The 18779-nt window shown below is 41.5% G+C and carries 16 protein-coding genes; 14 read left to right on the forward strand and 2 right to left on the reverse strand.

What is annotated here, in order from left to right:
• The first annotated feature begins 219 nt into the window (after window positions 1–219).
• From ACT89M_RS04965 to ACT89M_RS04985, 5 genes are all read left to right on the forward strand, one after another.
• The gene (locus ACT89M_RS04965) at window positions 220–1410 is read left to right on the forward strand and encodes a WXG100 family type VII secretion target (protein ID WP_487345016.1); all 1191 of its coding nucleotides are present in this window, start codon (window positions 220–222) and stop codon (window positions 1408–1410) included.
• 18 nt (window positions 1411–1428) lie between these two features.
• Window positions 1429–1899 (forward strand): hypothetical protein, encoded by a 471-nt coding sequence (locus tag ACT89M_RS04970; protein WP_308722316.1) that lies wholly within the window; start codon window positions 1429–1431, stop codon window positions 1897–1899.
• Between the two features lie 511 nt (window positions 1900–2410).
• Window positions 2411–2959, forward strand: coding sequence for a hypothetical protein (locus ACT89M_RS04975; RefSeq protein ID WP_487345017.1), 549 nt, complete (start codon window positions 2411–2413; stop codon window positions 2957–2959).
• Window positions 2960–3359: 400 nt separating this feature from the next.
• Window positions 3360–4172: a DUF4183 domain-containing protein gene (locus tag ACT89M_RS04980; protein WP_487345018.1), complete on the forward strand. Its 813-nt coding sequence runs from the start codon at window positions 3360–3362 to the stop codon at window positions 4170–4172.
• Between the two features lie 82 nt (window positions 4173–4254).
• On the forward strand, window positions 4255–4539 hold the full coding sequence (locus ACT89M_RS04985; RefSeq protein WP_487345019.1) for a DUF4183 domain-containing protein: 285 nt from the start codon (window positions 4255–4257) through the stop codon (window positions 4537–4539).
• Window positions 4540–4679: 140 nt separating this feature from the next.
• On the opposite strand, the gene ACT89M_RS04990 is transcribed toward ACT89M_RS04985, so the two are convergent.
• Window positions 4680–5060: a hypothetical protein gene (locus tag ACT89M_RS04990; protein WP_487345020.1), complete on the reverse strand. Its 381-nt coding sequence runs from the start codon at window positions 5058–5060 to the stop codon at window positions 4680–4682.
• Between the two features lie 239 nt (window positions 5061–5299).
• Here ACT89M_RS04990 and ACT89M_RS04995 point away from each other — a divergent pair, with 239 nt between their 5' ends.
• From ACT89M_RS04995 to ACT89M_RS05005, 3 genes are read left to right on the forward strand one after another with little or no spacing between them, the layout of a single operon-like run.
• Window positions 5300–8437 (forward strand): DEAD/DEAH box helicase, encoded by a 3138-nt coding sequence (locus ACT89M_RS04995; RefSeq protein WP_487345021.1) that lies wholly within the window; start codon window positions 5300–5302, stop codon window positions 8435–8437.
• Window positions 8438–8467: 30 nt separating this feature from the next.
• A complete protein-coding gene (locus tag ACT89M_RS05000; RefSeq protein WP_487345022.1) occupies window positions 8468–9436 on the forward strand; it encodes a hypothetical protein in 969 nt (322 codons plus the stop codon).
• Window positions 9437–9450: 14 nt separating this feature from the next.
• Window positions 9451–11310, forward strand: a complete 1860-nt coding sequence (locus ACT89M_RS05005; protein WP_487345023.1) for a DUF2075 domain-containing protein — start codon at window positions 9451–9453, stop codon at window positions 11308–11310.
• A gap of 58 nt (window positions 11311–11368) precedes the next feature.
• Here the strand turns inward: ACT89M_RS05005 and ACT89M_RS05010 are convergent, their stop codons facing one another.
• On the reverse strand, window positions 11369–11710 hold the full coding sequence (locus tag ACT89M_RS05010) for a helix-turn-helix domain-containing protein (RefSeq protein ID WP_154959738.1): 342 nt from the start codon (window positions 11708–11710) through the stop codon (window positions 11369–11371).
• Between the two features lie 141 nt (window positions 11711–11851).
• On the opposite strand from ACT89M_RS05010, the gene ACT89M_RS05015 reads away from it, so the two are divergent.
• From ACT89M_RS05015 to ACT89M_RS05040, 6 genes are all read left to right on the forward strand, one after another.
• Window positions 11852–12370: a hypothetical protein gene (locus ACT89M_RS05015; RefSeq protein WP_251507744.1), complete on the forward strand. Its 519-nt coding sequence runs from the start codon at window positions 11852–11854 to the stop codon at window positions 12368–12370.
• 167 nt (window positions 12371–12537) lie between these two features.
• The gene (locus ACT89M_RS05020; protein WP_487345024.1) at window positions 12538–13770 is read left to right on the forward strand and encodes a WXG100 family type VII secretion target; all 1233 of its coding nucleotides are present in this window, start codon (window positions 12538–12540) and stop codon (window positions 13768–13770) included.
• Entirely contained in the window at window positions 13770–14255 is a 486-nt protein-coding gene (locus ACT89M_RS05025; protein WP_251507748.1) for a hypothetical protein, read from the forward strand. Before ACT89M_RS05020 ends, ACT89M_RS05025 begins: the two co-directional genes overlap by 1 nt.
• 192 nt (window positions 14256–14447) lie before the next feature.
• Window positions 14448–14774, forward strand: a complete 327-nt coding sequence (locus ACT89M_RS05030) for a nucleoside triphosphate pyrophosphohydrolase (protein WP_339835879.1) — start codon at window positions 14448–14450, stop codon at window positions 14772–14774.
• Window positions 14758–17214, forward strand: a complete 2457-nt coding sequence (locus ACT89M_RS05035) for a DEAD/DEAH box helicase family protein (RefSeq protein WP_487345025.1) — start codon at window positions 14758–14760, stop codon at window positions 17212–17214. The genes ACT89M_RS05030 and ACT89M_RS05035 overlap by 17 nt, the downstream gene beginning before the upstream one ends.
• A gap of 387 nt (window positions 17215–17601) precedes the next feature.
• Entirely contained in the window at window positions 17602–18201 is a 600-nt protein-coding gene (locus tag ACT89M_RS05040; protein WP_487345026.1) for a hypothetical protein, read from the forward strand.
• Window positions 18202–18779 lie beyond the last annotated feature (578 nt).

The raw sequence follows: 18779 nt of genomic DNA on the forward strand, positions 1-18779 counted from the left end.
CATGGATTGAAATGATGATTGGAATGATTCCTCCGCTGGGGGCCTGATCTTCACGTGGATGAACCGGAATAATACAATAAATTAGATAGGATATACGTATATGCGCAAACTTGGCTGTGTAGAGCAGTTACCTAATTACTGAATCTTTCAGGGAGAGAATGATCCTTCTGTTCAATTCCAAAGAGAATTTACATTTGTTAAAATTTAGGTGTAAATACTATGAACAGGTTTGGTGGTGATAACGGCATGTTGCGGATTCAGGTACACCCCGATGAATTGGATGCCAAGGCACGTTATGTTCAGCAATGTAAATTGGATTTGGACCGAATGGTTCGTGAACTGGATAAATCGCTTAATATGCTACAATCCGAATGGTCCGGGGTTACACAAGAAAAGTTCTTCTGGGATTTCATGGAGGTCAAGCATGTTTTCCCGTCAACACTCGGCATGCTGGATAATATTCAGAAGGAGTTTACCTTCATTGCGAATAATTTCAGGACGACAGACGGCACAGGTGAGGTGGCTCTGTACATCCCCAATGAGTTGAAACCAAGTTTTTTCACTGGAGCAGTGGACAAAGCCATTGGTGACACCGTTACAGGTCTGGGCGAGACAGCCGAAGCACTCATCTATAATCCGTTAAGCACATTAGGCAGTTTGGCTTATGCGATGACTCTAGGTAAGGTAGTTGACGCTGGACGTGGACTCGCCTTTGCTTGGGATGCGGCCTGGGGCAACGGAACGGCAAGGTCTGATATCGAGCAGTTTGTCGATGAAAAGAAGAAGCAACTCGACGAAGACGAGTCAGGTTATGTTAAAGGTGCGATGGTCGGCCAGGCCCTCTCTTATTTTATCTTCGGTAAGGCTTTACACCCGAAGGAACGCCATGAATCGGGTGGAGGTGGGGGAGGTAAGAAGGAGACGGGAAATGAAAAAAACAATGCAAAATCTGATGTGATTAAGCCAAGTGGACTACCTAATCCGGAAGCTGTGCCAAATGGAACCAGAACAAGAATCCCCAATAATGCTGATAAGGCAACTAAACAGTCCTTAGAACTTGAAAATGATGCTGCTGATGTATTAGCGAGAAATGGTTATCAAATTGAACAAAACCCAAAAGTTCGCGAAAGCGATGGTATTGATATTAATAGAGACCCAGATTTTCGAATTGAAGATCGTATATTTGATTGCTACTCACCAACTGAGAATAAAGGTATCCGAGGTATTTGGAGTGAAGTAGAAGAAAAAGTCGTAGCCAAAAAACAAACTAAGAATGTGGTAATTAACTTGTCAAAGTGGGCTGGAGATGACGCTTCTTTGCTGAAACAATTCCGAGATTGGAAAATTGAAGGTTTAGAAGAAGTTATTGCAATAAAAAAGGACGGTAAGATAATTTCTGTATATCCATAAAGTAGGGGAGACAAGTCTATGGAGTATTCACTTAAACTAAACGGAAAACAGGATGCCTTACGGATGAAGAATCTATTAATAAGTAAAAATCTTAAGGTGAGTTATAAAAAAAATGAAAACAATGATGAGTTTGATCTGGGCAACGGTTTGAAAATAACTTTATATAATAATCATTTTCCGCCAAATCATCCAGCCGCTTCTTATGAAACGATGTTCCAAGAAGAGGATTTTATATATGAACAGACTATATCTTACGAATTAAAAAACAATCAACATTATGAAGTCTGTTATAAAATGATGTACGAAATCTCATTTGCAATTCTAGAATCGCTCCATGTAAGTGGAATATTCTACCACACATCCGGAGAGGAAATATTTTCTTATGCAGAAGGAACATATACGTTCAACATAACTTACCTTGAAATGCTTCAGACGAATTATGGAGAGCTTCTTGAGCATATTAAATATGAGAACTTTATGGAACGTTAAAGTTAGATTTAAAGGCACTTCTGCCATGTAAATGTAAGAGGGACTTCTTGTGTTGAATGCCTATACGTTGTATTTATAGAAGAAGCGCTAATAAAGAAATTATTTTAAAGCGATAGTTTCTGACGATTTCGATGGTAACGAGGATTTATTATTTCAATTCCTATTTGCTCTTTTACACGAGTATTTTGATGCAAAAGTATGGATTGAGGAAGATTGGTTCTACACTTTACCTGATCTTGAAAGGATAAAGGATTCATATAATAACAGTTGGTGTTACATTGATCCGATAATCATCTAGATAAAATTTCACAACTAAAACGATGAGAGACTTAAGGCACTTCTACCACATAAACGTAGAGGTGCTTCTTACTATAAAATCCAAGGAGAATATCTCGCTATGATCCTTAAAAAACGGATTTTCAAGATCGGTTGCTGCCTTGCGTTTGTGATCTTGCTTGTTCTAACCTACAGTTTCTACAGAGAAAAAAGAATGTATGAACAGTACCTGACTATGAATATCCGCCAAGATATCGTTGACATGAAAAGTGCGATCATCACGAATGATCTTATTTTTAACCGCATACTGGAGGATGGCAAAATCATAAACGAGATGGTTGAGGACGGAGAGCAGGCAAGGCAAGTCTATTACGGTCTAATAGATATAATGCAGATCATCGATAAATATAACTTCATGAATCTCACTTTAAGTCAGGAAGCGAATTGGCTGGCTCAACCTGTGCCGTTATTTATCAATCATATAGAAGTAGGAGACATATGGCCGCAGGCACTTCGCCGGATGCAGATGACATTCGAAAGGCTGGATATCAGCAATTATCTTGTATCCGCTGAATTAAAAGCCAGAATACAGCAGTACCAAGAGTTAAATCAGCGGTGGTTGAATATCGTCGGAGATTTTGAAACGACAGTGATCGAAGAGAAGGACTGGCCTCAAATCTTAAATGATCTGGAGCAAGAGACACGATCTTATTTTAAGGAGAAAAATGTTGATTTCGTGGAAGATGACGTTTGGAGAGATGCGTTGAATCCCAGGTACGATTAAGAAAATAATGGTGTAACAGGTAAGAGGGAGGACTATAGCAGAAGCTGTAGTTCTTTTTTATTGGGCTGTGGTCATAGTTATTCGCACACTCTCCGCATGTGCAGAAGACATAGTATAGGGCATATATACTGTGTTTACTGGCCTAAGGAGGGTGGCGAATTTGAAGCATACGAACAAGGTGAAAACGACTCTTCACTCAGTAAGAAAGAGACATCCTTCAACGAAACGCTGTAACAAGATTCCGAGAAAACGTAAGAAACGGTATGTGATACGTAAAGCTGTGGGAAGAAAAAGATGTGCTTGCAAGCAACGCGTGAGACAAAAGAAAGTATCCCGCAGATACAGAAATAGCATATTCTCTGGAAGAAGAAATATTCCTCTCGCCTGTCCTGAGCCCACTTTGGATTTTACCCCCGCTAAAATGGAGGAAATAAAAACAGTCAGTTTTCCTGAAACGCAGGGACTGATCGCACAACAAGGTTCCCAAGGCTTGGCAGGCCCAAGGGGTGAGCAGGGTGAAGCAGGCAGTTCAGGAGTGCAAGGTGTCGCTGGACCTCGCGGCGAACCGGGAAGTTCGGGAGCCCAAGGTCCGATTGGCCCTCCGGGTGTAGCAGGTGAGCAGGGACCTCCCGGAGTGCAGGGACCTGCTGGTTCTCGTGGTGAACAAGGCGAATGGGGAAGTCCGGGAGCGCAAGGTCTGGTTGGTCCACAAGGTGTAGCAGGTGAGCAGGGCCCCCCTGGAGTGCAGGGACTTGCTGGTCCTCGCGGCGAACAAGGCGAACCGGGAAGTCCGGGAGCGCAAGGTCCAGTTGGTCCTCAAGGTGTCGCAGGTGAGCAGGGGCCTCCCGGAGTGCAAGGAGCAACGGGTCCTCCGGGTGAGCAAGGCCCGCCGGGCAGTGTCCCTGGAATTCAGATCATTCCTACATCAGATCGCTACTTTTATTTCCCTGACACAGATTTGGATTTGTCGAACTCGGTTACGGTTGCTGCTGGTGAATTTGTTAATGATGAGGGAGGCAGTATATCTCAATTTGCAGGGATCGGCATGACGAGTTACTACAATCTTTATATTAATGGGATCGTACAACCGGGCAATTCGTATGTGTTAACTGCAGATGATTTATTTATTCCATCGCAAAGCGGTGTCCTGTTTGCTGAAACACCAGTTATCATTGAGATCGTTCAATTAACAGCGGTAATCCTAAATAATTGAAAATGGTTATATCATCTCATCCCTCTGCCTGCACTACTCTCAAATCTACTACATATACTATGTCAGGTAGGAGGTGAGAAACATGCCACTTGTTACACCATTTCAGAACAGTTTAAGATTCGCTGCGACTATAGGGGATGGGACAGGAACCGGAGCAACGTTTGCAATCGCTGCGACAACTTTTACCGACGATGCAGGTACAGCCGCAACAGCTTTTCCAGGCTCATTCAATTACTACAATCTCTACATTAATGGCCTTATGCAAACAGCAGACACATCCTCGGTTACCACCACTACACTTACCATCCCCGGTGGAGATGCATTAAATGATGGTACTCCAATTGTCGTACAATTTGTAGTGTCATAAGGATTGCTTGAAGTGATTTAACAAAGCATTGTACGGCTTCTATCTGTGATAGGAGCCGTTTTTTATACTGTACGAATTCAACGTGCAATTGTGCATACTTCATTGCATGATCAAAGGTCCACAAATCCAACAAATTTGGACTAACCTTCAGGAACAGACTGATACATTGTATATCCGTTTTTTTTACTGGAATATACATACTCAGGATGTTCTATTGAACGATACAATTTTGTGCCTGGAGGCAACACAGAAGCCATACCGGATTGAAACTTTTTATTTTTTTTATAGTTCATAGATATTTGACCGTATGGAGTAGTGTTTACAGATTTAAATTCTGTTTCGTTAACGGTTTTGACCTTTTTATAGAGAATCGACTCGATTAAAAATAGATCACTATTTTTGTCCTCTTTCATTAAAGTTTGAGCCATTTCTTGAGTTGCGCTAGTTTCTGTTGTACAGCCAACTATGCTAAACAATATGACAGTAGATAATATAAATGAATAAATAACTTTGGTTACCATTTCAATCCTCCTTGTATCGTTTTTCCGTGATGCTTGGTTTAACTTCTGAATAAATAGTAATATACATATGTTACCATACCACAAGTAGAGGTGCTGTTTGCTATTCCATCCAAAATACTAATGAAATTTCTCACGTGCTGGACGATAATAGAGTAGAGACCATATTTACCAATACCAAGCAATATCAATGGAACACAACTACATATCCACAACCATTCTAACCTTCGCGAGGTACATTCATGAAACAAGGTATATATGAACAGCTTATCAACACAATCACCAGACAGGAGATTTCGGCGCTCGACCCGGATGTGTATCACATTGGGACTGAGAAATTGGATGCAGAGGAAGCTCGTAAATTGCTGTCCACGTATCTGGCGGCGGTGACACGGCGAGCGCTTAAGATTGTACGGGAACAGACGGAAGACAAGATGGCCGTATTAGAGCAGATTCGAACCTGCAATGAGATTATTGCAACCCTGAAAGGCACGTTGGGGGAAGAGGAGTATAACGACTTGCAACTGGATGAGCAGGGGGAAGTGCTGACCCATGTGTATTCCAAGCTGAACAGCATCCGTGCCATTCGGGATAGCAAGATCATTCGCCCGGATACGCCGATCGCCCAAAGCTCGTTATTCACAGGTGCCAAGTCTGAACCAAGTATGCTGCTGGAGTTGCAAAAAGAGATCGTGACCGCCGACCGGATCGATTGGCTGGTGTCTTTTATCAAATTCAGTGGGCTTCGCCTGCTGCTGGAACAGCTCCAGCAATTCACATCAGGTGGAGGCAAACTTCGGATCATTACAACCACTTATATGGAGGCAACCGACCTCAAGGCGATTACCGAGCTCAGCAAATTACCGAACACTGAAATCCAGATTTCGTATGATACCAAAGTCACGCGGATGCACGCCAAAACATATATCTTCCATCGCGATACGGGATTCACGACTGCTTATGTCGGCTCTTCGAATTTGTCCAACCCCGCCCTGACCAGTGGCATGGAGTGGAATCTCAAGGTGACCGAGAAGGATTCCCTGGATGTGCTGCGTAAGATCGAAGCGACATTCGAGAGTTACTGGAATGATCGCGAATTTACGAGATACATACCTGAGGATCAGGAGCATGAGGCACAATTGAGAGCGGCTCTGAACCGCAAAAAAGACCAAACCGGACACTTCCACCTCGACATCCAGCCCTACGATTATCAAAAGGAAGTGCTCGAACAGCTGAGCGCCGAGCGCACGCTGTATGGAAGAAACCGTAACCTGATCGTCGCCGCCACAGGCGTTGGCAAAACGGTCATATCTGCCTTCGATTACAAGCGATTCCGCGCAAACCACGCGGGAGCGAAGCTTCTTTTTGTCGCCCATCGGGAAGAGATTCTGAAGCAAAGCCGCGACACGTTCCGGTATATCCTGAAGGATATGAACTTTGGCGAGCTACATGTCGGGAGTCACCGCGCGGAGGCCTTGGAGCATTTGTTTGTCAGCATACAGAGCCTGAATTCAATGAAGTTAACGGATATCACCAGTCCAGATTATTACGACTATATCATTGTGGATGAATTTCACCATGCTGCCGCACCTTCCTACCAGAAACTGCTGTCTCACTACGAGCCACAGATTTTGCTAGGACTCACAGCAACACCTGAACGGATGGATGGCAAAGACATAACCGCGTACTTCGATCATACGATTGCCGCCGAGATCCGTCTGACGGATGCTATCGACCGGAAGCTGCTTAGCCCATTTCAATATTTCGGTGTCACCGATACCGTTGATCTGTCTCAGGTGAAGTGGTCACGTAAAGGCTATGACCTGAACGAACTGGAGAAGCTCTACACCCATAACAAAATCCGTGCCAATCAGATCATGCAAAGTCTGAACCGATACGTCACCGATCTGGATGATGTGAAGGGACTTGGTTTCTGCGTAGGGGTAGATCATGCGCTGTATATGGCTAAAGTTTTCAACGAAGCCGGCATTCCATCTATTGCGCTGCATGGTGGATCAAGTGAACAGGAGCGTCATTCTGCAAAAGGAAAACTGGTGAACGGGGAACTGCGCCTGATCTTTGTTGTCGATCTGTACAATGAGGGTGTGGATATCCCTGAGGTGAATACGATTTTGTTCCTGCGTCCGACCGAAAGTTTAACCGTATTCCTGCAACAACTCGGTCGTGGACTACGGATGGCAGAAGGCAAAGAGTGCCTGACCGTGCTCGACTTCATCGGGCAAGCGCATCAGGAATACAGGTACCAGGATAAATTCCGCGCCCTGATCGGTGCGACCAAACATTCCATCTCGTATTATGTCGAGAACGGCTTTTCGAACCTGCCTCGTGGCACGTTTATTCAGTTGGAAAAACAGGCCAAGGATTACGTTATGCGTAATCTGAAGCAGATGAGCCGCAATCGCAGAGCGCTGATCCAGAAACTGCAAACGTTCCAGCAGGACACTGGACTGCCGCTGACGCTGGCTCATTTTGTAGAGCATCATGGAATAACACTATATGAATTGTATGGTGGACGTACAGGTAAAAGATATTTCCGCGGTCTGTTGGCCGAAGCGGGACTAACCGAGCCAGTAGAGGATGAGCAAGTGGAATATATCCGTAGATTGCCGTCGGTGCTGACGATTAATTCCCGAAGCTGGTTGAAGTTCCTGATCGACTATATTGAAAATGGTAAAGAGCCTACCACTGCCGATGAACAGCGCATGTTGATCATGTTCTACTACACCTTCCACCGGGCTGCACCGGAGAAGTTGGGGCTAAGCAGCATTCAAGAAGGGATTACACGTGTTCTGTCTTGCGCAGCATTCCGGGCCGAGCTTGTGGATATTTTCAAATATAACCTCACTCATCTGCGATTTGTGGATAAAAGCAACGCGTTCCCGTACACTTGTCCACTGGATATCCACTGTATGTACTCCATCGACCAAGTGCTCGCCGCTTTCGGCTACTGGAATGCCGAGCAATCGCCAACCTTCCGCGAAGGGGTGAAATATTTTTCCGATGAACAGACGGATATCTTCTTCATTACACTGAACAAATCGGATAAAGACTTTTCGCCCTCCACGCTGTATGAGGATTATGCGATCAACGAGCGCTTGTTCCACTGGCAGACTCAAAGCAGGGTGTCGGAGCATACCGCAACTGCACAGCGTTATATTCATCATCGGGAGACGGGGAATCGGATCGCACTTTTCGTGCGGGAGTATAAGGAGGAGCATGGTTATACGTCTCCATTTGTCTTCCTGGGTGAAGCGGATTACGTGAGTCATGAAGGGAACAAACCCATGAGCTTTGTATGGCGACTGCGGGAAGAGATGCCAGCGAAGATGGTGGCGGTGGCGAATAAGTGTATTGTTTGAGGAATTAAATAAATAAGGGGATATAATAAAATGAAAAGTAGTAATATAACTTATTTTATAATGTTATATATTCCACATATATTTAATTTTCTGATATTTTTGTTTTCAAAAGACATAAATATGAAAGTCATAGTTATTTGGTCAACAATCATACTATTAGCTTTTCAATTTCACAAGAAGATTAAAAAATCTTGGATTGCATATTGTTTCTTAGGGGCAATTTCATTAGTGCTTATCCATTTATGGACCGTAGAATTCTTTTTTGTTTTGAGCACGGTGACGATACTATTTATACCTGTTTATATTCTTGTTGTGTTACATCATGTTATAAATGATAAATTGAAATTAGGCATTTATATTTCCGTTGTTATTATGCTTATGTTAAGTTTAGTTATGTTTTTGGTTCTATTTTTTGTTTATTATGCTTTCCTTATAAAAGTATTTGAACAATATTCGAGCAATAATATGTTAGTTTATATAGCAGGATACCTAACATGGGATATGTTGAAAACCCTTCTGGTAGCATTGTTTACATTAATAATTGCTTTCTATATTTTCGAATCTCTTTTTAAGCTTGTAAAGACTAAAGTATTGAACAATAAATCTCGATATCAAATCATATTTATATTTCTATTTTCTTTGTTTGCCTTAATATTTCCTGATATGGTATTTTCATATCTCTACCTATCTTTCGCTGAGACAAGTGAGTCATTAGAGTTTCTTAATTATGCAGATAACTTTGATATAGGAAGTATGATTGTTTTTTATAGCAAAGCTTTTTATTACACTTTTTGCTTACATTTTGCTGTTCCTATGCCTACAACTGAATTTTATTTTAATATGCAAAATTCAATTATGAGTAACTCTTATATGAAAATAATTCAATTCCTTCATTACATACAAAACAAATTGTTGGAATTACACTTATTTGCAGCGGGGATAGCTACCCTTATGTCGAATGCTTTAGGATTACAGAAAAAAGAAGTTAAAGAAAATTAATTCAGGGGTGCATCATGATTATCTACAGCAGTAACGCATTAGCTTTCCGGGAATCAGTTGATAATAATCAGATTACACTTCAAATTGAGGAAGCCTATATTAAAGGTATGGGGAAGAGACCAAACAAAGGTGAGGTAAGAGCTTGGAATAATTCGATGCAGTTTATGGAGAAAATTATTCGCAATTCTAAGGTTGCAGATGACTGCGGTATATTGATTGAATATAATATTCCTTCTACAAGTAAGCGAATAGATTTTATCATTGCAGGTCAGGATGAACAGAAAAATGACAACTTTGTGATTGTGGAGTTAAAACAGTGGGATGCAGTCGAGGCTATGGATCGTGAAGATATTGTGAGGGCATTTATTGGAGGAAGAACAAGGGAGACACCACACCCTTCGTATCAGGCTTGGTCATATAAACAATATTTAAGTGATATGAATGAGGCTGTTTATTCCAAGGATATTAATGGATACTCATGTGCATATCTACATAATTACAGAACGGTTCATCCTGATCCCCTCCAATATGATCAATATCAAGATATTATACGAGAAGCTCCCTTGTTTTTAGCTGATGATACATCTAAACTTCAAAATTTCCTAAAACGGCACGTAGGTCAAGGGCAGGGTGTTAACTTACTTTATTTAATTGAAAATGGTAGGATTCGTCCCTCTAGAAAGCTAATTGATCATATTGATGGATTATTTCAGGGAAACTCTGATTTTGTATTGCTTGATGAGCAGAAGGTTGCATATGAAGCTATAATGAGTCTCGCCAAGCAAACAGATGTTAAACGAACCATTATTGTGGAAGGTGGTCCTGGAACAGGCAAATCCGTAATATCCATGAATGCTCTTGGTGGATTACTCCGAAACAAGTTAAATGTTAAATTTATTGCCCCCAATTCATCATTTCGAACAGTTATGGTAGAAACTTTGACAAAACGACAGGCTAAAAACAAGACACGGACAAAGATGTTATTTTCGGGATCGAGTCAATTATACAAAGAACCAGCTAACATGTATGACGTGCTTGTTGTGGATGAAGCACACCGATTGAAGGGCAAAGGAGCATATCAATACTTTGGGGAGAATCAGATCGAGGATATCATTAAAGCTTCTAAAGTGAATGTATTTTTCATAGATGATTTTCAACGCATTCGACCTGAAGATATAGGTTCCATTGCAGAGATTAAACGTTTAGCAAAAGTTTATAATTCGGAAGTGCATGAATACTCACTAGCAGCACAGTTTCGTTGCTCCGGAGCAGAGGGTTTTCTAAATTGGGTTGATAATGCATTGCAAATTCGCCCTACTGCTAATTTCGATGGGTGGGATCAAGATTCTTTTGAGTATAAATTAATGGACTCACCAAATGAATTATACGATCTTATCAAAAGTAAAAACGATCAGGGGTATAAAGCAAGAATGCTAGCGGGATTTGCTTGGAATTGGACTGCTGATAAGGACGGTAATCGCAATGGAGAAATTCCTGATGTGAACATTGAAGAACATCAATTTGCTATGCCTTGGAATGCTCGTTCCATATCAAGCACTTGGGCTATAGATGAGAGTGGTATAGATCAAATTGGATGTGTTCATACGTCTCAGGGTCTTGAATTTGATTATGTGGGCGTAATTATAGGAAATGATCTAAAGTTTGATTCAGAAAAAATGAAGCTTTATTCAGAATATGATGAGTACAAGGATAGAATGGGGAAAAAAGGGCTTAAGTTTAAAAACGAGGAGTTAACTAAGCTGGTGAAAAACATTTATAAAATTTTGATGTCTCGGGGGATGAAAGGTTGTTATGTTTACTGCCGGGATAAAGAATTGATGAGTTACTTACAAAGTAGAACTAAAATACAATGAATTATTGATTGCACGTAATGAATAAACCCTATCATTCTGATAAGATGGTAGGGTTTATTTACATTAGTATTCCTTTTACAACATTTTTAGCTGTGCGTATATGTTCTGAATTAGAGTCTCTTAACAGTTGTACAATTTCCTTGATTTGTTTCTCATCTTCGGTTACTTCAAATTCTTCCTCCACATACGCAAATAATTGAATTAAGTTCACTTCAAGGGACTCAGCTATCTTTGCTAAGTTCACCAAAGAAACGTTCTTTTCACCACGTTCAATCTGACCTATGTATGAAAAATGAAATCCGCCTTTTTCTCCGAGGGATTCTTGTGAATACCCTCTTTCTTTGCGTAGTGCACGAATTCTGGCTCCGACCAATTTTAAAACTTCTCTATCCTCATTCATGGTATTCACCTCTCTATGTTCAAAAGTGTAGTCAAGTTTCCTAAAGGTAAACACCAAACGAAGAATACAAAATATAAATTTGATTACTATGAGTATCATTTTGTTGTATAATATTGGTATTAACTCATTGGAGGGATGACAATGGCAAGAAATTGGTCCATTACCGAAGCACATTGTAATCACCAAGAAGATTCTACTCCACGTTTTCAAGGATCTTATGACTCTATAGAATCTGTGTCCAGACGTAGTCCAGATGACTATATAGTGCGTAATACCATAATGGACTATCACCAGCATACAAAATATCACATCAAACTTGCCAACATCATGCATAGTCACAATCAGTTCCAGGCTTGTCTGATCCTCTGCGATTGTGCGCTAGCTTCTATGGTCAAGGCGTTATATATCCAAAAGTATCATGTAGTACATCCATCGAAGGAGCTTACCATGAATGAGATTTTGAATATAGTGCATACGGATACTGTGCCCGGACTGGATATCGCTTTGTTTATCGGTACGATTCAACATATGTCTTCCATAGAAGAGTTTAACCAGGATCGGACGCTAAAACCAAACAACATCAAGAAGCTGCTTCAACGAACAGAAGAAATACTAGAGGAGTTAGAGAACCGACTGATAAATGATATAGAATTGAAATAAACTATTAATTGAATGTAGTGGTCAGCTTTATTAAAAATAGGACTTCAAGAGTACAGGTACTTAGCGAAAGTTTTTTATAATAAGGAAAAATCAGGATATTGGACGGATGTATGTGTCTTATACTTCTGCTAACATAGTTAAATCATATTTATTTCGGAGAGAACCTTATGAGTACAATTAAAGTAACACCAGAGCAACTACTACATGTATCTAAACAGATTGAGCAGGGAAGACGGCAGCTGGAATCAATACGAAGTGACCTGAGCGCACGGATCGGTTTCATCGAGTCACAGTGGGAGGGTGCCACACAGGAACGGTTTTTCTATGATTTTCAGCAATCTCGTCCTGTACTGGATCGTGCACTGGAGAGTATGGTGAAGTCCTCTCAAGATCTCAAGGCTATTGCTGTGAGATTCCAACAAGCGGATCAGGAACAGGTTAGCGTGGGGGCAGTTGCTGGTTCGATCGCATTGCAGAAATTGGTGTCTGATTCAAACCACAATTCGGATAAAACAGAGTACACGATGGTATATAATACTCAATTCCGTAAAATGATGCCAACGGATAAAGACGGTAATGTAACACCAGAAACACTTCGTGCGTATGAAAGAGATACCGGGTCACTGGACATGAAATCTGCACCTGATGTTGGGCCTGAGGGTGAGGATATCATGCAGTATCAGGTCGATGAATTGAAGAACGGGGTATACCCATTCTCAGGAGAACCCGTTTCCGAGAATAGGGCTAGACTGCTAATAACCAGTCTGCAAGCCAGTAATATGTTGATGGCTTTTGCGGGAATGTATAATAGGGGGTACAAGGTTCCGAAAAGTGGGTTAAAGCTATCAAAAGATATAGCAGCGAAGCCCGGTCACGTTCCCAACAAAACATTGCATGATAATCCGATACTCAGCAAAACGAACAAAGGATTAGAAGTACAATATACTAACCATGCTGGCAACAGAATTGTATGGATCGAGCAAAATCCTAAAAATATACCTCATGCTATAGATGCTGCAAAAAATAGCCGTGATACAGGTAAAGTTGTTGAGGGGAAAGTCGGTGAATTTGTAGAAAGTCATGTTGGGGTAACTGGATTTGGAGTGGAAGTTAAAAATGTGGACAATAAATTAAGAGTTACGGATCTGGATGTTGTTACAAACTCGCAAATTATTGAAGTGAAAAAATCAGCGGGAGCAGTGAAAATAGACCAAATCGATAGACTCGTGGATATAAATCATAAAGAGTTTTTTAATCATAATAAGAAGGAAGTTGTTTTATATATTGACGCACCGCTGGAAAATACGGGTCCAATTGCATCTGGGAAAATCGATTATGCAAAAAGTAAGGGCGTAAAAGTAGTTAACTCGTTGGATGAATTAAGGGAGGTACTGAAGTAATGGCATCGGCTTTTGTATTGGTAGAAGAGAACAGTAATATATCCATAGATCGTTTGGTGAGAGATATACGACAAGTTTGTCTGGAATCAAACCTACATTTAACTGATGGAATTCAAGATGTAGATTCAGAGCAGAACATGAAACATTGTGCCTTGGGTATTTCATGTCCAAACCAAGAAGAGTCAGACCATGGCAAGGTAAATAATACGATCAGAGTCGATGTGTACGATGAACCTGCTCTACATCAATACAGAGAGCTGGAATGGAGAGAGGATGGGCAGGTATACTTTAACACACTTATTATTGATGAGGTTTATCAAAATGAAGAGGTCACGCTGACCTTTCTGTATAATTTTCTTACGAGACACCCACAGATGATAGTTTGGATAGAGGAAGATTGGGTGTATACATTGTCTGATCTGGATAAAGCTTTGAAAACTTCTAATCTCTCTGATTGGTGTTATGTGAACCCGAATTCCTTATAGGTAACACGAATTTCGAAGTAGGCCCATCTCAACTCCTAAACGAGTAGTTATGGGCTTTTTTTTACCTCTTATTTGCTCCCGCCACTTTACAAAATCAACCGTTCACCATTCATGGCAAATGGTATAATGGCAAAAAGGGAGATTCTGGCGCGGTGCTGGAAAGCTGCCACAGTAGAGAGGATGATATACCACATGCCTACATACAACAAATTGGTGCGAGACAAGATTCCGCATATTATTACATCCAGCGGTAAGGAGTGTCGGACGCGCATTCTGGACCCGGAGGAATATAAGCAAGAATTGAGAACAAAGCTGAGTGAAGAGTCGGAAGAATACATGAGCGCTGGAAGTGATCAGGAAGCGCTGGAGGAACTGGCGGATATGCTCGAAGTGATCCGGGCGCTGGCAGAGGTGCATGGAGCCAACGTCGCGCAACTGGACAAGCTGCGTGCGGATAAAGCCGAGGCGCGCGGAGGATTTCAGGAGAGAGTGTATCTGATCGATGTCGACGAAGCTTAATGTAAAACTGATTACCGACAATCTGGCCGATGAACTTATTACCCGGATGCAGCATGCGTCCGGGATTTATATTATGACGTCCTTTATGATGCAATCTGGAGTGAAGCTGCTTGCTCCACATCTCAAGCGGGCGGCAGAACGCGGAGCAGAAGTGCGGATGCTCGCGGGAGATTATTTATACATCACACAGCCAGAAGGGTTACGGGCGCTATGTGAAGTTGATTCACGAATCGAAGCAAGACTTTGGCGAAGCATGGGGACTTCTTTTCACCCGAAAGCGTATCTGTTTGATCATGAACATGGAGAAGGCATGTTGATTGTCGGCTCATCGAACTTTTCATTCACGGCACTCAAGACGGGGTATGAATGGAATCTGGCCATGAATGCGGAGGCAGAGCCGTATACGTTTCAGTCGGCTTTGGAGAAGTTCATGCAGAGTTTCTATCACGAGACAACCTTGCCAGTGAACCCGGATTCCATCGCACAATATGAAGAAGAGTACCAGCAGTATCACCAGAAGAACCCGGAGATGATCCAGCGGATCATGGAGATGGAGGAAGCGGAGTTCGGTACAAGGCTGCCAGATGAGGAGACCGAACAAGAGCCTGCTGTTTTGTCTCTTTTGCCTATTCAGCCGCGATTTGCCCAGTTAGATGCGCTCGAAGCATTGAACGCCACCATGGAGGAGCAGTATGAAAGAGCTATGGTGGTGATGGCTACTGGACTTGGTAAAACTTATCTGGCGGGTTTTTTCGCCCAAAGGTTTAATCGGGTTTTGTTCATAGCGCACCGGGAAGAGATTTTGAATCAGGCGAAAAAATCGTTCCATCAGATCATGCCAGAACGTAGTCATGGGATATTTAATGGCAAGCATAAGGATGGAGAGGCAGACTGTGTGTACGCTTCAATCTATACACTGAGTTTGCAACGACATCGGGATGTGTTTGCGGCTGATGCCTTTGATCTGATCGTGGTGGATGAGTTCCATCATGCGGCGGCGAAGACGTATATGAAGGTCATTGAATATTTCCGTCCACAGTTTCTACTCGGCATTACGGCAACCCCGGATCGACTGGATGGTAAGGATGTATATGCGCTGTGTGACGGGAATGTCGCGTACCAGATGCATTTTATCGAAGCGATTCGGCGTGGATGGCTTGCGCCATTTCAGTATTACGGTGTATTCGACGATACGGATTATTCGCAGATTCGCTGGATCGGCACCAAGTATGATGAGGAACAGCTTATGTCCGTTCAGCTGCAAGAGGAGCATGTGGAAACGATCTATGCGGCATGGATGCGGCACAAGCAGACAAGAACCATCGGATTCTGCTCATCTATTCGTCAAGCGGACTACTTGGCTGCGTATTTCCGCAGTCAGGGGGTAAAGGTGCTTAGTTTGCATTCGCGTACATCGGAGATGTCGCGAGAGGAAGCCATCCGGCGACTGGATATGGGTGAACTCGAAGTTGTGCTGACCGTCGATTTGTTTAATGAAGGAACGGATATTCCAAGCGTAGATACACTACTTTTCGTTCGTCCAACCGAGTCACTTACCGTATTTACTCAGCAGGTAGGTCGCGGGTTGAGATTAGCGGAAGGGAAGTCACACTGTGTTATCATCGACCTGATCGGGAATTACCGCAATGCGGATGTGAAGCTTAGCCTGTTTGATGTACGAGGAGAAGAGGAACGCGGTGGAAAAGCGCTGAACGTAGCTATACCGGAGATTCCGGATAACTGCGGCATTCATTTGGAGACTCGAGTAGTGAATCTGCTTCAGGAGCTAAGCCGCAAACGGATGCCACGCCGCGAGAAATTGCATCAGGATTTTCTGAATGTAAAACGAGAGCTTGGTCGCATCCCGACTTATCTGGAGCTCCATCTTATGGGTCAGTCTAAAAGCATCGGATACCGGAGCGAATTTGGATCATATGTTGGTTTCCTGTACTTGGCGGAATTATTATCCCCGACTGAGGGGGAAATCTATGTTCGGCACGAGGCATGGCTGCGAGATGTAGAGAAGACGCTCATGAACAAAAGCTACAAAATGGTCGTGCTGCTCTATATGCTGGAGCGAGGTGAGATGCACTGGATGGAACCGATCACACCGGGTGAAATGGCTGAATTTTTCTATACGTATCTGACAGAAAAGGAGTATCGGAAAAGAAAGGACTTTTCGGACGAAGGTAAGGCTTCACTCGTGGAATGGAATGAGAAGACGGCAAGGGGGGTTGAGAAGCTAATCATTGACATGCCCATGTCTAAGTGGAGCGGAGCAAAGGGAAGCATGACTCGGTTCGAAAATGGCGTGTTTTCGCTGAATGTAGAAGTGCAGGATGCCGAAGAAAAGGAAGTATTATATCGCTGGACACGGGAAATATGTCTGTATCGGTTGCATGAGTATTTTGAACGAGGGAGAAAAATCAGAGGAACTTAAAGGTACAAGGTATTTTATATAGATATACTTGCTTTTAGAACTTATCCATCAATAACCCTTTCAAGGTGAACAAGGGTATTGATGGATTTTTAATTAACATACTATGTTGAAGTTATAAGAATGAATAAAACATATATTCACAATTGTTTTGTAGGAAAATAAAATTATAAAGAGGATTAAATGGATAATTATATAATATATAGTATTATATGGGAGGAGGTTTATTTGTAGGAGGTGATAAATTTAAGACTTTTTCTTACTATAATAAATTATTCCGAAGATTAATACTCCTAAACCTATAGGACCAAGAATGAAGAATATTATATTGCTCCAAACAATATCCATGTCTAAACCCCTTTCATAAAATAAATCTCAGGAGGAAGTGCAATGAAGAAGATTAGTATATTCTTAATTATACTTTTTGTTTCTACATCTATTTCTACTATTTTTACAAATTCAGCATATGCAAGTGTCGGAGAAGAAGATATTACATCTAAAATACAAAATATTTTGGACAAGTATGATATAAACGAACCTTTCTCTGAGGAGGACACACAATTTTTAATAAAGTATTCATCTTTAAACAATAATATAACATATAAACAAAATAAAGGTGGAGTTTCAATTTTATCTACATCAAAGAAATATTTCACAGGAAGTGATAGAACATTAGCTTTGACGGGATATGTGGAGTATGATACAAGCTTCGGTAAAAATAGTTGGAAACTATACATGGATGCATGGGACACTAGTGCAATAAAAAGAAATATTCGAGCAGAAATCAAGATTGATTGTGTAGGTATTGTCAACTTTGAAAATGGTTCAATGGGGAAAATTTATAATAATACAGTGAGCCAGGCTTCATCTGGTAAGGTAAGTTATCTGACGTTGAATAAGACTGATTCATTCACTGGGTTACCTATTCTTGTGTTTTACTATCCTAAAGCTACATTCGATGGAGTTGATTTAGCTGGTGAGTTCAGATAACTACTAAAATTAGAGCGTGTAGTTATGGGGAAATCACTGAAGTATTTGTTTAATGTACAGCTAATTTTGTTTTTTGAGAGATTCATATTTTTTAATTACAATAAAATGTAGATATAATTGGACTGATTAAAATAGGCCTTTAAGAAAGCTTATCTGTGCTTCATCATTAACGAAGCAGATAAGCTTTTTTTGCAATAGGGCTATGACACATAATTATGAGCTACAAGGCTTGTAATTAGACTGGGGATCATAACGTATGCTGTGAAACAAAACAGCTACGACTCACGTCTGAAACATAAATCCCAAACCGAGGATAAGCGAGAAAGGAGCACCCATTTGTGAAAAAATGGATACTGTTGCTGCACTATATGCTTCAGCCACCAAAGTCAGCGCAGCAGCGTCCACACCAGCCCTGTAATCGGCATGTATATATCCGCAGTTTTTCAACTAAAATTATGTTTAAGGTATTGAGGTATTGTTTGTGAATTCATGGATTCGTTATAACAGTTGTTCATTGTATATACAAATTGTGCACATATATAACATGGAATATAAGTTTATTTTTACATATAATTCGG

The sequence above is a fragment of the Paenibacillus sp. NN59 genome (assembly GCF_057597225.1).